Here is a 12,674-nt window from a genome sequence, read left to right as displayed (position 1 = left end):
GCTCCCGAATAGTAAAATGCCATACTATGCGGGTAGGCGAATCGACGCACATGGAGAGGCGCCCGCTGATGACCGCATCACCCGCGAAGACCGCACCGGCCGGCTCCCCTGTCGTACCGGCCACCGACGAGGCGGTGGAGTGCCCGCACTCCGACACGGTGGCGCGGTTCTTCCGTGCCCTGTCCGATCCCACCCGGCTGCGGCTCCTGGAGTTCATCCTGGCCGGGGAACGCACCTCCGCCGACTGTGTGGCACACGCCAGGATCTCCCAGCCCAGGGTGTCGGTGCACCTGTCCTGTCTTGTCGACTGCGGCTACGTCGTCGCCCGCCGCGATGGCAGGAAGCTGCGCTACTCCGTGGGTGACTCCCGGGTCGCGGATCTGATCGTTCTGGCCCGCTCGCTGGCCGCGGACAACGCTGCCGCGCTGGACTGCTGTCACCGCATCCCGGACAGCCAGAACTGACCCCGCGGGGAGTCGCTGGATCACGGCAAGCAGCTCATGACCGGCCGGCGGTCAGCGTCTCGGCCAGCTCCCGCAGATCCTCCGCGGTGCACGTCGGCGCGGACATCACCTCCGGGTACGCGGCGGCTCCACGGCGCAGCCAGGCGCCGCCCAGCCCCGCTCGCAGCGCGCCGTCAACATCCCACGGGTGTACGGCGATCAACAGAGCTTCATCCGGTCTCACCCCTGCCCCCTCGGCCGCGTAGTGGTACGCCTCCGGTGCGGGCTTCCAGCGCCGTGGACCGCTTACGTCGAGGAACAGCTCGAAGCGGTCCAGGAGCCCGGCCCGGGCGAGCAGCCGCTCGGTCAGGGCCGAACTGCCGTTGGTCATGGTCACCAGGCGGAACCCGGCATCCCGCAGCGCCCGCACGCCATCGGGGACATCCGGATGCACCTCCAGGTCAGCGAACCCGTCCAGCACATACCGTGCCGCGGTGTCGGCGTCCCCTGACCACTCTGCAAGCCCGCGCAACAACCCTCGCAGCACTTCCCGGGCAACCGCTGCGAAATCCGCGTACGCCCCCGCGGCGGTCAACGCGAAGCCGTCCCGCAGCACACCGGCGAACCAGGTGGGCAGCAGGTGCGCGGGAGCACCAACCTCCTCGAAGCGAGCCCGCAGCGGGGTCAGGTCGCTGAGGGTCTCGTTGACATCGAAAACCAGCACATGGTGGCCGTTGTTCAGCACGTCGTCCTCCGTCGGCGGCCCGGCTAGGTCCCTTCTCCGTCCGGGCCTTCCGCACCCCGCAGCAGGGACGTGCCGAAGCCGCGCAGGCGCTCCACAGCCGCTGTGTCCGGCTCCGTACGCCGGGCCAGGGCGTTCTTGATCTCCCGGTACGTAGCCGCCTCAAGGCCGCATCGGCGGCAGTCCTCGAGGTGGGCCGCCACCCGGCGTGCGGTGAGGTCATCGGTCTCGCCGTCCAGATAGGACTGGAGCACGCGCGCCACCCGCACACAGTTCATCCGGCGGTCTTCAGCGCTCCGCCGCCGCAGCCAGCCGCTCACATCACACCTCGCTTCGGCGCCATCCCGGCCGCTGCCAACCGGGCTCGTATACGTTTGCGCGCCCGGTGCAATCGACTCATCACGGTCCCCTCCGGTACGTCCAGCAGCCGTGCGGCCTCCCCGTAGCTGAGGCCGTCGATGTCGACGAGCTGCACCACCTGCTGGTGCTTGACCGGCAGCGCGGCGAAGGCCGAAGCCACCACCTCATCGAAGGCCTCGCCCACGACGACCTCCTCCGGCGTGGCCTCCGGACCGGACGGGGCCGAGGCGAGCCGGTCCAGGTCAGCGTCGGGGTCGTCCAGGAGGTGGGGCCGACGGCGGCGGTGCCGGTTGACCTCGGCCCGCCGCATGATCGTCAGCAACCAGGCGCGCGGATGCCGGCCGTCGAACCGGTCGACCGCCTTGTAGGCCCGCAGCAGGGTGTCCTGCACCAGGTCCTCGGCGTCGGCGGGCTGGGCGGTCAGCGTCATCGCCACGCGCAACAGCACCTCCACCTCGGGCAGGACATACTGGGCGAAAGCGCGTTGCCGATCCAGGTCGGGGTTCGGGGGCGGACCCGCCACTGTTTCTTCCACGCAACGGAAACCCGGGAGCCCGGCGAGGCATTCCCTGGAATGCTCCGCACCGCTGTACGGGTTTCCGCTATATGACAAGGTCGGTCACTCCGCAGCTGCGCTCCTGGGCCGCGTGCCGGGAGAAGATCCGCCATCTGCGGCTGCGCGGCGATGTCGCGGCGTACGTGGACGGTGAGCTCACCGGCGTCCACCGTGCCCGGGTGGCCGCCCATCTGGGCCGCTGCTGGAGCTGCAGCGGCGACGCCGAATCGCTGCGCCTGATCAAGACTTCCCTGCGCAACGGCCCCCAGCGTGCCCCCGCCTCACTGGCATCCGTCCGGCTGCGCCGGTTCGCCAGCCGCCTGGCAGCACCCGCCGGGTTCGCACCATCGGGCCGATACCAGCAGATCCAGCGGAACCAACAGAACCAACAGGAGTGAACGCACCATGATGCGCGCCATCTGGAACGGCGTGGTCGTCGCCGAGACCCCTCGGACCAGGGTGGTGGAGGGCAACCACTACTTCCCGCCCGAGTCGCTGAACCGCGAGTACTTCACCGACAGCCCCACCACATCGCTGTGCATATGGAAGGGGAAGGCCCGTTACTACACCCTGCGGGTCGCGGGGGACGTGAGCCCCGACGCCGCCTGGTACTACCCGCACCCCAGCCCGCTGGCCCGCCGGATCAAGGACCATGTCGCCTTCGGCGGCGGCGTGACCATTGAGGGCACCCGGGAGAAGAAACCGGCAAAGCACCGGTGACCCCTGGAGGAGAAGGAGGACTGCTGTCCGAACGGCCTCCCTCTCACCCAGGGGCGCGGCACGCAGCGGCTCAGTACGGACCGTTGACGTTGTCGATCGAGCCGTAGCGGTCGGCCGCGTAGTTGCAGGCGGCGACGATGTTGGCGACCGGGTCCCACTGGCTGTGCTTGGTGCCCTCGACGTGGTAGGCGTCGAAGGTCGGCTTGATGACCTGGAGCAGGCCGATGGAGGGCACTCCGTTGCGGGCGTTGATGTCCCAGTTGTTGATGGCGTTCGGGTTGCCGCTGGACTCCCGGATGATGTTGCGGTGGATGCCCTGATACGTGCCGGGAATGCCCTTGGCCTTCATGATGTCGAGGGCTTCGTGGATCCAGCCGTCCAAGTTGTTCGGGTAGGCCTTGGGCGCGGCCCGCTCGGCGGTGCGGCTGCCGCGCTCCTCGCTCTTGGCCTGGCCCTCGGCGAGGGTGAGCTGCTGGCCCGGGAAGATCAGGTCCGGGTCGTCACCGACGGTTTCCCGGTTGGCCTCGTAGACCGTCGACCAGCCGCCCTCGATGTCATGGGCGGTGGCGATGCCGTACAGGGTGTCGCCGCTGGCGACGGTATAGCGGTCCGCGTCACCGGACTCCTGCCCGGGCTCTGCTTCGGCGTCAGGGCTGATGTCGGGGGCGCCGCTGTTCTGGGCAAGGCCGGCGCCGGGACCGCAGACCGGCCAGGCGTCCGGGCCCTGGGCGGCGAGCAGCTTCTCGGCAGCGGCGATCTGCTGGTCCTTGGTGGCCTGGTCAGCGCGCGGAGCGTACTCGGTACCGCCCACCATTTCCCAGCTGGACTGCAGGAATTCCAGCCCACCGTAAGAACCATTACCGGTGTTGCTGGACCAGTTGCCGTCGCTTTGGCACTCGGCGACCTTGTCCCAGACGGAGACGGGGGCGGCACTCGCGCTGCCCGCCGTGGCCAGCGGAAGGGCTATACCCGCACCACCGGCGGTCAGGGCGAGAGAAACGCGGGAGACATGACGGGAAATCAGGGGCTTGCGCTGACGGCGATGACGACCGCGAGACATAGGTGTGTCCTCTCCTACGCCTACGAGGTGAGCTGTCGGATTCGGACAGGAGATGCCCGGCCATTTCTCAGCGCGCCGGAGCACGATGAGGCGTGGCTTCACCCCAAGCCGGGCCGCTATAGGTACGCGGCACGGCACTTACCTGGTTCCCCCGCTCCTGCCGCCCTTGAGTGATGTGTTTCCCCCGGCCGGGCGGCAGGATTCGGCGTTCCCGGCGGTAGGACCTCCGCATGAGATGCGGTGGCGGGAGGAACGCTAAACGTAACAACGTAGCGGAGACAAGAGTCCGGGAGACGCACTATTCCCGTTCCCGCACTGGGCGGGGCAATTTCACCACCGTATGCGGTGGATCCTTTTCTGAGCGTGAGAGGGCGAAGCCGGTGTGCTTACTTAAAAGGCAGGCGGGGTACGAGACTTGATGACGCGATAAAGAATGGATCTCCGGTGCAATTACACCGGAGCCTGGGGGTGTGACGCCCGCCATACTCACCTTGAAGGAATCCCCATATCACCCTATTCCAACCACCATGCCCGCTGATTTCCCGTCAGGTGGAAGAAGTTTTGGTTCACTTACCTGGCATCCGTGGCGGATTGCCCTTTTCGGGCACCGAAAGAACCTTTTCGGGTGTCCGCCGGGCCGTCGACTCTGGACTGAACCGCCAGACATGGACATTCCGGGCTCCAGTGCCGAAGTGCCCCACACTCATCGCCAGCGGAGGTCGTCGGCGGAGGCTGAGCTACGGTCGTCGCATGACCGGCGTAGCTGACGCTGCTCGCCAGCGTGACCTTGTTGGAGGGTCTCCGCCGGTGAGCCGTGCTCGTACGGAGGTGGTGGGGGTCGACGCCTGCCCGACGGGCTGGGTCGGCGTGGTGCTGCACGATGGGCGGTTCGCCGCAGCGCACGCGGCGCCCTCCCTGGACGGGCTGCTGGAGCAGGTGCCGCAGGCCGTGACCGTGGGGATCGATATTCCGCTCGGGCTGCTGGACTCCCGGTGGCGGCAGGCCGACCGGCTGGCGGCCGCGCGTCTGGGACGGCACCGGGCGCGGGTCTTCCCGGTGCCGCCACGGCAGGTGTGGGAGGAAGACGACTACACCGCCGCCAACCAGCGCTGCCGGACGGTCATCGGCTCGGGACTGAGCCGCCAGACGTGGGGACTGGTCAAGAAGCTGCGCGAGGCCAATCACCGCCGGGACTCGGGGGACGAGCGGCTGCACGAGGTGCACCCGGAGATCTCGTTTGCCACGATGGCTGGTGGCCTCCCCGTGGCCGGGACCAAGAAGAGCTGGAACGGGCAGCTGACCCGCCGCCGGCTGCTGCGGGCCCACGGCGTAGTCCTGCCCGATGACCTCGGCGACGCCGGGCGCGTGCCGCCCGACGACGTATTGGACGCGGCGGCGGCCGCCTGGAGCGCCCACCGGGTCGCCCGGCAGGTGGCCGAGCGCCTGCCCGACCCGCCCGAGCTCACAGCGAGCGGCCTGCCCATCGCCATCTGGTCGTAGTCGCCTGGTGGTGATCCATCCGCGGTGCGACCGTGGAGGTGTGGCCCATCGCGGGGGACACATACGAAGACCGGCGGGGTGATGGCATGCCTGAGCTGCCCGATGTCGAGGGTTTCCGGGAGGTGCTCGCCTCCTGCGCACAGGGCGAACGGATCAAGCGGGTGCAGGTGAACGACACGGGGGTCCTGCACGGAGTGAGCGCCCGGCGGCTGAAGCGCGATGTGGAAGGCCGCCGGTTCACCGAGCCGGAACGGCATGGAAAGTGGCTGCTCGCCCGTACCGACGGGCCCACCGTGCTGCTGCACTTCGGCATGACCGGGGAGCTGGTCTGCTGCCGCGAGACGGACCCGCCCGACCCGCACGACCGCGTCGTCTTCACCGTCGGCCATCATCACCTGCGCTACCGCGATCAGCGCAAGCTGCGGGGCATCTGGCTCGCCGAGGACGCCGACGCCGATGTCGCGCGGGTGCTGGACCGGCAGGGCCCTGACGCGATGGCGGTGGGCCGCGCCGAGTTCGCTGAGCTGCTGTCCGGGCGGCGCAGCCGTATCAAGTCGGCTCTGACCGACCAGTCCGTGCTGGCCGGGCTGGGCAATCTGCTCGCCGACGAGATCCTGTGGCGCGCCCGGCTGCATCCCGGCCGCCGGGCCAATGACCTCACCGACGACGAGTGCCGACGGCTGCACACCGAGATGCGCCGCACCCTGCGCTCGGCGGTGCCCACCGGATGCGTCCCTCCGCGCAAATCCTGGCTCACCGGCCACCGGGACGACACCGACCCCGTCTGCCCGCGCTGCGGCGGGGCGCTGCACCGTGAGCGTATGGGCGGGCGCAGCACCGTCTGGTGCCCGGGGTGCCAGCCGGACGGTTCATGAGCCTCGTACGGCTCACCCTCCTCGGCATGGGGGCGATGAACTCGCCCCGTTTCGCCCCGGCGGGTCTCCTGCTCCGGCACGGCGGGCGCCGTGTCGCCTTCGACGGCGGCCCCGGCGCGGTTCCCGGGGGACGGCTGGACGCCTGGCTGGTGACCGATGAGCACAGCGAGCTGCGTACGGCCCTGCGTCGCCTGGCCGGGGAGCACGACACGGAACCGGCCATGGCCGGGTACGAGAGCGGTGACCTGCGGGTCGAGCCGTGCCCGGTCGCGCACACCTCCCATCCGACGTGCGGCTACCGCATCCGGGCGGGTGACGCGGTGGCGGTGTGGGCGCCGGAGTTCTGGGAGTTCCCGGACTGGGCCGCCGACGCCGACCTGATGTTCGCCGACGCCGCGGGCTGGGACCGCCCGATCCGCTTCCGCGGGGGTGTGGGCGGCCATGCGAGCGTCCAGCAGACCGCCGAGGCGGCCGTACGCCACGGCGTACGGCGTCTGGTGTTCGCGCACATCGGCCGACCGGCGATCAGGGCGATGGACGCCGGTCTGCGCCCTCCGGCCGGGGAGTGGGGTACGGAACGCCGCACCTACGAGCTCCGCGGCTCCCGGTGACCTCCGGGTCATGAGAAGGATCTGGCTGGCGATCCCGCCGCCCGGGGGACCTGCGATGCTGGAAGGCGTGTCTCTCACCCCCCTCGCGCCGGAGGCCATCACCCCCGACCCGCCCCACGGCACGGCCAGCCCCCTGCTCACCCAGTCCTGGCTCGACCTGGCCTTCCTCCACTGGCCGGTCGACCCGTCGCAGGTGACGCCCCTGCTGCCGCCAGGGGTCCGTCCGGACACGCTCGACGGCGTGACCTACGTGGGCCTGGTCGCCTTCCAGATGCACCGGGTCGGCTGGTTCCGCCTCCCTGGCATGCCCTGGCTGGGGACCTTCCCCGAGACCAATGTCCGGCTCTATTCGGTGGACGCGCACGGACGGCGCGGCGTGGTCTTCCGCTCACTCGATGCCTCACGCCTGATCCCGGTGGCCTGCGCACGGGCGGTCTTCCGGCTGCCGTACCTGTGGTCCCGGATGGCCATTCACCATCACGGCGACACCATCACCTATACCAGCGCACGGCGCTGGCCCGGGCCACGTGGCACACACAGCCGGCTCGCGATACGCGTCGTCGAGCGTGTGCAGGACCCTACCGAGCTGGAACACTTCCTCACCGCCCGCTGGGGCATGCACAACGCGTTCTTCGGACGGTCCGCCTACCTGCCCAACACTCACCCGCGATGGCCGCTGCACCGAGCCGAGCTGCTTGAGTGCGGCGGGAACCTCATCCCGGCGGCAGGGCTGCCGCAGCCCGTCGGAGAGCCCGTGAGCGTGCTGTACTCGCCCGGCGTCCCCGTCACATTCGGGCGGCCCGCCCGCCCCGGCGGCATCCCGACCCCCTGAGCGGCCAGGCGATATCCGTGAGCCATGCGGCCATGTGGGGGTGGACGCTGGTCTGAGGTGTGAACGCGGAGGTGTCGGCAGGTGCCGCGTCGGTACGGCGCGGTCATGCTGGGGGCGGGCGGGACCACGCTCACCGCACATGCCGCACAGGGAGAGGAGCTCGGGTGAGCTCGCTGCAGGACTATGAGCGCAAGCGGAACGTCCGCAGGTCCGGCGAGCCCAAGGCCGAGCAGCGGGCGTCGCGGGGCGAGCCGCGTTTCGTGATCCAAAAGCACAGTGCCTCCACCCTGCACTATGACTTCCGGCTCGAAACCGATGGCGTCCTCAAGTCGTGGGCGGTACCGAAGGGGCCTTCGACTGACCCACAGGAGAAGCGGCTGGCGCAGCCGACCGAAGACCACCCGCTCGACTACGCGGACTTCGAGGGCGTGATCCCCGAGGGAGAGTACGGAGCCGGAACGGTGCTGGTGTGGGATACCGGAACGTACCGGAATCTGGTGGAGGAGAGCGGGAAGCCGGTGCCGGTCGCACGGCAGATCGAGGATGGCCATGTGAAGGTCTGGCTCAACGGCGAGAAGCTGACCGGCGGATATGTGCTCCAGCGGATCGGCCGTGGATCAGACGGGCGGTGGCTGCTGATCAAGGTGGATGACGAGGAGGCGGACCGCCGGAGGAATCCCGTGAGCACACAGGAAGACGACTTCTCTGAGGAGTAAGACCTATGAGCGCCCTCGATATTCTCGGCGCCGAGGCGAGCGAGCGGCTACGGCCACAGGAGCAGCCCCGCTGGATCTCCCCGATACTCGCCACACTCACCGATGTGTACTTCTCAGACCCGGGCTGGATTTACGAACGTAAGCTCGACGGACAGCGGGCCCTGGCCTTCCGCAAGGGCGGCACGGTCCGGCTGGTGTCCCGTAACCGGAATGAACTCAGCGCCACCTACCCGGAGGTGGTCGAGGCTCTTGGCTCCCTTGACACGGACGACTTCATCGCCGACGGCGAGATCGTGGCCTTCGAGGGCCGCCGTACAAGCTTCGCACGCCTGCAGGGGCGGATGCAGATCACCAACCCGGTACGGGCCCGGGCAACGGGGATTGAGGTTTTCTACTATCTGCTGGATCTTGTGCACCTTGACGGGTACGACACCACAGCACTGGCCCTCCGCGACCGGAAACGGCTGCTGCGCAGAGCCTTTTCCTTCGAGGACCCACTGCGGTATCTCCCGCACCGCAATGAGAAAGGAGAGGAATACCTGAAGGAAGCGTGCCAGAAGCGCTGGGAGGGCCTGATCGCCAAACGCGCCGCTGCCCGCTATAAGCAGGCGCGGTCCCGGGACTGGCTGAAGTTCAAGTGTGTGAACCAGCAGGAGCTGGTGATCGGCGGCTACACCGAGCCCCAGGGCCAGCGAGAACGTTTCGGTGCCCTGCTGGTCGGCTACTACCGGGGCAGGGACTTGATGTACGCGGGGAAGGTGGGGACCGGGTACAGCCAGTACACGCTCCAGTCCCTGGGCGAGCGGCTGGAACCGCTGGAACGGAAGACATCACCGTTCGCCAACAGCGGGGAGATCCGGGAGAAGAGGGTGCATTGGGTCGCTCCTGAGCTGGTCGGTGAGTTCGGGTTCACCGAGTGGACCGAGGACGGCAAGCTCCGGCACCCCCGGTACCTCGGGTTGCGCCGCGACAAGGATCCAAGAGAGGTAGTCCGGGAGGTGCCCTCGTGAAGCTCTCATTCGGTGAGTACGAGATCGAGGTCGGTAACGCCGATAAGATCTTCTTCCCCGAGGCCGGGATCTCCAAGGGCGAACTGGTCGAGTACTACGCCAAGGTCGCCGAAACGATACTCCCGTACCTCGAGGGCCGCCCGGTCTCGATGAAGCGCTATCCCGACGGTATCGAGGGAAAGAGCTTCTACCAGAAGGAAGTGCCCGATCACTTCCCCGACTGGATTGAACGCGCTCGCGTGTCCGTGCAGCGAGGCAACGGCGTGGTGCACCACGCGGTGATCCGCCGCGCGGCAGACCTTGCCTATCTCACAGATCAGGCCTGCGTCACCCCTCATGTGTGGCTGTCCACCACCGACCACCTCAACCGGCCCGACCGGATGATCTTCGACCTCGACCCCACCTCCGACGACCTGGGGGTGGTCAGGGACGCAGCCCAGGCCATCCGGGACGTGCTCAAGGAGCTGGGGCTGGCCTCCTACGTCATGACCAGCGGTTCCCGGGGGTACCACGTGTGGGTCCCCCTCGACGCGGAAGAGGACTTCGACGCGGTACGGGACATCGCCCGGGGTATCGCTGAAGCGGTGGTGGCCCGCGACCCGGAGTCGTTCACCGTGGAGCAGCGCAAGGACCAGCGAGGGGACCGGCTGCTGATCGACTATCTGCGGAATGCCTATGGGCAGACCTCCGTGCCGCCGTACGCGGTACGGGCCCGGCCAGGGGCACCGGTCGCCACCCCGCTGGGCTGGGACGAGCTCGGGACTGGTCCCCGGGACTACACCATCGGCAATGTGTTGCGTCGCCTGGGGCAGAAGGAAGACCCCTGGAAGGAGATGCCGCGGTCCGCCCGGCCGCTGGCCGAACCCAGGCAGCGCCTTGATGCCCTCCTCAGCGACCAGGACGGCTGACCGGCGGCGTCAGGTGCGGTGGTCTTCGACTCCCAGGCCGAGGGCCCGGACGATGTCCTGAACGTTGGCGTACTCCTGTTCCTCGGGAAGATCCGCGACAAGGTCCAGCAGACGGTCAGGGGCGTGGTTACGGCGCAGGGTGTCCAGCACCGTATCGCGCCTGGCCGGATAGATGCTGCGGCCGAGGTGCTGGGCCAGCTCGGTGCGTATTTCCACGTCTTCCGCGGTCATGCCGGGTGGGGTGCCCCCATGAAGAGTGGTGCCCGGTGCCCGGTCGACATCGGGTTGGTCCTCGCCCGAGGGCTCGGGTTCCCGTTCTTCCTCCGCGCGGATCGCCCGGTTGGCCCTGACCTCACCTTCGGTGCGTCGCTTGGCCTCGTCGTCGCGGAACGGACCTGTCTTGTCCCTCCCATGCGTGGTCATGCTTACTCCTCACCGGGTCGAGACGAAGTCGGCTGCGCACCCGGGGTACCCCTGCACCCTCGCGCGAAACGACGCACCACTCGTCACCTCCGTGACGAGAGGGCTCTTGCGTGCGGTGAGTGTGCGCGGTCAGTGGGTGGTCAGCAGGCCCTCCCGCGCGCAGGAGGCTGTCCGGGGCGCTGCCCGGAGTTCAGTCCTCGGGTCAGCGCACTCGGAGAAAGCCAGTGGTGGCGGTCCGGCCGATGTAGGTGAAGCGGGTGTCACCTGCCAGGTGTTTCTCTGCCGCAGCCGCCACGCCCGGCCAGTTCCGGTCGGTGTAGTCGTCCAGGACCACGATTCCGCCGCTGGCTGCGATCGTCTCGGCCCACTCGAGGTCCTGGCGCACGCCCTCCTCGGAGTGATCGCCGTCGACGATGATGACCCCGTACTGGCGGTCCGAGACCGTGGAACGGACCTCCGGGGCGTCCGAAAAGCCGCGCCGCAGCCGCAGCCTGTCCTGAGCCAGGCCGGAGAGCGTCAGATTGGCGCGCACCACCTGCTCAGCGACGGGGGTGCCCGAGGGGTCGGCGGCGACAACATGGCCGGGTTGAAGCTGGACGTCGGCCAGTGGATCCACGATGGTCAGGCTGGGGGTGCGACCGTCGCTGATCAGCTGTCGTGCCAGTGCGGCGGCGAACAGGCCATGCAAGGTGCCGATCTCCAGCACCTCATCGTTGGGCGGCTTCAGCAGCGTGATGGTGGACAGCTTGCCGACCACATTCATCGTGCCGCCGGCCACCCGGCCCGCGCCCAGTGCCTCCAGTACGACCAAGGTGCGGTATGCCTGATGGACCTGACGCTCGGCTGTGGCGACATCGGTCACCTCACGCACTTCATCCGTCAGGGTCTTCATCTGCCCCTTGGTGGGCATCCGGTGGCTGCCCCGCCCGGTGCGGCCGAGCAGCAGCTCGACGGCGTAGTTGCCGACCCGTAGGTCGTTGAGCTGCTGCCGGGTCTGCTCCAGTTCCTCCCGCAGTGCGGCGATCTCGGACCCGGCGAGCCGCTTGATTCTCCGGTCCACTGCCGTAATGAGGGGATTGAGTGTGCGCTTGACGGGCCGAGACGTGCGAAAGGACATGGCGGACCTTCCAAGGCGTTGAGGCACTCGGTAGCGGTCGCCACGCTAGTGGCCAGGCGGTGGCACTACACAACAGGCGAGGCCACAGCGGTCACCGCAACGCCTCGGCGGCAATACGCAGATCGGCCACGAGGCCCGCATAGACGGCATCACGGTCACGGTCATCGGCCCGGAGCACGGCTGAGGGATGAATGGTCGCCACCAGGCCTGCCCCACCATTCGATGACCCGTTCGCTGCCTGGGAACCACCGCCCCAGTCAGGCATCGGCAGCAGAACGCCGCGTTGCTTGGTCACCCGGAACGATGAGCCGAGCAGCGCCTTGCCTGCGGTCGCACCCAGCGCTACGACCACCTCAGGGTCGATCAGGTTGAGCTCCGCCGTGAGCCACGGCTTGCACGCGGTCATCTCACGCAGGCTCGGCGGCTTGTGAATGCGCCGCTTGCCCCGTTCCTCCATCCGGACGAACTTGAAGTGCTTGACCGCGTTCGTCACATACGTCTGCGTGGGGTCGATCCCCGCCTCGTCGACCGCGTGCATCAGCACCCGCCCCGCAGGCCCCACGAACGGCTGCCCACGCCGGTCCTCCTGGTCGCCCGGCTGCTCACCGATCAGCACGACACGCGCGGAGGCGTCTCCCGAACTGAATACGGTCTGCGTTGCCTCGCGGAACAGCGGGCAGCCCTGACAGTCGGCGGCGGCACGCCGCAGCGCGTCCAGATCAGCGCCCTCGGGGACGAACGGCCCGGCGTCGTAGGCCTCGGGGCCGCGCTTCTCGGTTCCGTGCATCGATTCCGGCCTCT

At 68.7% G+C, this 12,674-nt stretch carries 17 protein-coding genes and 1 riboswitch; of the genes, 10 read left to right on the top strand and 7 right to left on the bottom strand.

Annotated features, from left to right (window positions below):
- Positions 1 to 68 precede the first annotated feature (68 nt).
- Positions 69 to 464: an ArsR/SmtB family transcription factor gene (locus tag test1122_RS24660; protein ID WP_232271366.1), complete on the top strand. Its 396-nt coding sequence runs from the start codon at positions 69 to 71 to the stop codon at positions 462 to 464.
- A gap of 34 nt (positions 465 to 498) precedes the next feature.
- On the opposite strand, the gene test1122_RS24655 is transcribed toward test1122_RS24660, so the two are convergent.
- Genes test1122_RS24655 through test1122_RS24645 form a run of 3 tightly spaced genes read right to left on the bottom strand, consistent with a single transcriptional unit; the run spans position 499 to position 2,068 of the window.
- Complete coding sequence (locus test1122_RS24655) at positions 499 to 1,188, bottom strand: haloacid dehalogenase type II (RefSeq protein ID WP_232271365.1); 690 nt, start codon at positions 1,186 to 1,188, stop codon at positions 499 to 501.
- A 23-nt stretch (positions 1,189 to 1,211) separates the two neighbouring features.
- Positions 1,212 to 1,505: an anti-sigma factor family protein gene (locus test1122_RS24650; RefSeq protein WP_232271364.1), complete on the bottom strand. Its 294-nt coding sequence runs from the start codon at positions 1,503 to 1,505 to the stop codon at positions 1,212 to 1,214.
- Positions 1,502 to 2,068, bottom strand: a complete 567-nt coding sequence (locus test1122_RS24645; RefSeq protein ID WP_232271363.1) for an RNA polymerase sigma factor — start codon at positions 2,066 to 2,068, stop codon at positions 1,502 to 1,504. Before test1122_RS24645 ends, test1122_RS24650 begins: the two co-directional genes overlap by 4 nt.
- An 83-nt stretch (positions 2,069 to 2,151) precedes the next feature.
- On the opposite strand from test1122_RS24645, the gene test1122_RS24640 reads away from it, so the two are divergent.
- Positions 2,152 to 2,499 (top strand): anti-sigma factor family protein, encoded by a 348-nt coding sequence (locus tag test1122_RS24640; RefSeq protein WP_232271362.1) that lies wholly within the window; start codon positions 2,152 to 2,154, stop codon positions 2,497 to 2,499.
- Between the two features lie 7 nt (positions 2,500 to 2,506).
- Complete coding sequence (locus test1122_RS24635; protein WP_232271361.1) at positions 2,507 to 2,821, top strand: DUF427 domain-containing protein; 315 nt, start codon at positions 2,507 to 2,509, stop codon at positions 2,819 to 2,821.
- Between the two features lie 70 nt (positions 2,822 to 2,891).
- On the opposite strand, the gene test1122_RS26890 is transcribed toward test1122_RS24635, so the two are convergent.
- On the bottom strand, positions 2,892 to 3,881 hold the full coding sequence (locus test1122_RS26890) for a transglycosylase family protein (protein ID WP_422397050.1): 990 nt from the start codon (positions 3,879 to 3,881) through the stop codon (positions 2,892 to 2,894).
- A gap of 2 nt (positions 3,882 to 3,883) precedes the next feature.
- Positions 3,884 to 4,064: riboswitch (cyclic di-AMP (ydaO/yuaA leader) on the bottom strand.
- 567 nt (positions 4,065 to 4,631) lie between these two features.
- Between test1122_RS26890 and test1122_RS24620 the strand changes: the two genes are divergently transcribed.
- From test1122_RS24620 to ligD (test1122_RS24590), 7 genes are all read left to right on the top strand, one after another.
- On the top strand, positions 4,632 to 5,381 hold the full coding sequence (locus test1122_RS24620; protein ID WP_232271360.1) for a DUF429 domain-containing protein: 750 nt from the start codon (positions 4,632 to 4,634) through the stop codon (positions 5,379 to 5,381).
- Between the two features lie 86 nt (positions 5,382 to 5,467).
- On the top strand, positions 5,468 to 6,256 hold the full coding sequence (locus test1122_RS24615; RefSeq protein ID WP_232271359.1) for an Fpg/Nei family DNA glycosylase: 789 nt from the start codon (positions 5,468 to 5,470) through the stop codon (positions 6,254 to 6,256).
- On the top strand, positions 6,253 to 6,867 hold the full coding sequence (locus test1122_RS24610) for an MBL fold metallo-hydrolase (RefSeq protein ID WP_232271358.1): 615 nt from the start codon (positions 6,253 to 6,255) through the stop codon (positions 6,865 to 6,867). The genes test1122_RS24615 and test1122_RS24610 overlap by 4 nt, the downstream gene beginning before the upstream one ends.
- A 55-nt stretch (positions 6,868 to 6,922) precedes the next feature.
- Positions 6,923 to 7,699: a YqjF family protein gene (locus test1122_RS24605; protein WP_422397093.1), complete on the top strand. Its 777-nt coding sequence runs from the start codon at positions 6,923 to 6,925 to the stop codon at positions 7,697 to 7,699.
- A 164-nt stretch (positions 7,700 to 7,863) separates the two neighbouring features.
- The gene (locus test1122_RS24600; protein WP_232271356.1) at positions 7,864 to 8,415 is read left to right on the top strand and encodes a DNA polymerase ligase N-terminal domain-containing protein; all 552 of its coding nucleotides are present in this window, start codon (positions 7,864 to 7,866) and stop codon (positions 8,413 to 8,415) included.
- Between the two features lie 5 nt (positions 8,416 to 8,420).
- A complete protein-coding gene (gene ligD, locus test1122_RS24595; RefSeq protein WP_232271355.1) occupies positions 8,421 to 9,425 on the top strand; it encodes a non-homologous end-joining DNA ligase in 1,005 nt (334 codons plus the stop codon).
- Positions 9,422 to 10,333: a non-homologous end-joining DNA ligase gene (gene ligD / locus test1122_RS24590; protein ID WP_232271354.1), complete on the top strand. Its 912-nt coding sequence runs from the start codon at positions 9,422 to 9,424 to the stop codon at positions 10,331 to 10,333. Before ligD (test1122_RS24595) ends, ligD (test1122_RS24590) begins: the two co-directional genes overlap by 4 nt.
- Positions 10,334 to 10,342: 9 nt before the next feature.
- On the opposite strand, the gene test1122_RS24585 is transcribed toward ligD (test1122_RS24590), so the two are convergent.
- The 3 genes from test1122_RS24585 to test1122_RS24575 form a co-directional block, all read right to left on the bottom strand.
- On the bottom strand, positions 10,343 to 10,756 hold the full coding sequence (locus tag test1122_RS24585) for a DUF2795 domain-containing protein (RefSeq protein WP_232271353.1): 414 nt from the start codon (positions 10,754 to 10,756) through the stop codon (positions 10,343 to 10,345).
- A gap of 202 nt (positions 10,757 to 10,958) precedes the next feature.
- The gene (locus tag test1122_RS24580) at positions 10,959 to 11,816 is read right to left on the bottom strand and encodes a class I SAM-dependent methyltransferase (protein WP_232271352.1); all 858 of its coding nucleotides are present in this window, start codon (positions 11,814 to 11,816) and stop codon (positions 10,959 to 10,961) included.
- A 148-nt stretch (positions 11,817 to 11,964) separates the two neighbouring features.
- Positions 11,965 to 12,660, bottom strand: coding sequence for a UdgX family uracil-DNA binding protein (locus test1122_RS24575; protein ID WP_232271351.1), 696 nt, complete (start codon positions 12,658 to 12,660; stop codon positions 11,965 to 11,967).
- Positions 12,661 to 12,674 lie beyond the last annotated feature (14 nt).

The organism is Streptomyces gobiensis (genome assembly GCF_021216675.1).
GTDB classification, from domain to species: Bacteria; Actinomycetota; Actinomycetes; order Streptomycetales; family Streptomycetaceae; genus Streptomyces; species Streptomyces gobiensis.
This window is presented reverse-complemented; position numbering and strand designations above follow the sequence as displayed.

What these genes read in the sequence shown, in the direction of transcription:
- test1122_RS24660 (WP_232271366.1), top strand. Translation starts at nt 69, where the DNA reads ATGACCGCATCACCCGCGAAGACCGCACCGGCCGGCTCCCCTGTCGTA.
- test1122_RS24640 (WP_232271362.1), top strand. Translation starts at nt 2,152, where the DNA reads ATGACAAGGTCGGTCACTCCGCAGCTGCGCTCCTGGGCCGCGTGCCGG.
- test1122_RS24635 (WP_232271361.1), top strand. Translation starts at nt 2,507, where the DNA reads ATGATGCGCGCCATCTGGAACGGCGTGGTCGTCGCCGAGACCCCTCGG.
- test1122_RS26890 (WP_422397050.1), bottom strand. Translation starts at nt 3,881, where the DNA reads ATGTCTCGCGGTCGTCATCGCCGTCAGCGCAAGCCCCTGATTTCCCGT.
- test1122_RS24620 (WP_232271360.1), top strand. Translation starts at nt 4,632, where the DNA reads ATGACCGGCGTAGCTGACGCTGCTCGCCAGCGTGACCTTGTTGGAGGG.
- test1122_RS24615 (WP_232271359.1), top strand. Translation starts at nt 5,468, where the DNA reads ATGCCTGAGCTGCCCGATGTCGAGGGTTTCCGGGAGGTGCTCGCCTCC.
- test1122_RS24610 (WP_232271358.1), top strand. Translation starts at nt 6,253, where the DNA reads ATGAGCCTCGTACGGCTCACCCTCCTCGGCATGGGGGCGATGAACTCG.
- test1122_RS24605 (WP_422397093.1), top strand. Translation starts at nt 6,923, where the DNA reads ATGCTGGAAGGCGTGTCTCTCACCCCCCTCGCGCCGGAGGCCATCACC.
- ligD (WP_232271355.1), top strand. Translation starts at nt 8,421, where the DNA reads ATGAGCGCCCTCGATATTCTCGGCGCCGAGGCGAGCGAGCGGCTACGG.
- test1122_RS24585 (WP_232271353.1), bottom strand. Translation starts at nt 10,756, where the DNA reads ATGACCACGCATGGGAGGGACAAGACAGGTCCGTTCCGCGACGACGAG.
- test1122_RS24575 (WP_232271351.1), bottom strand. Translation starts at nt 12,660, where the DNA reads ATGCACGGAACCGAGAAGCGCGGCCCCGAGGCCTACGACGCCGGGCCG.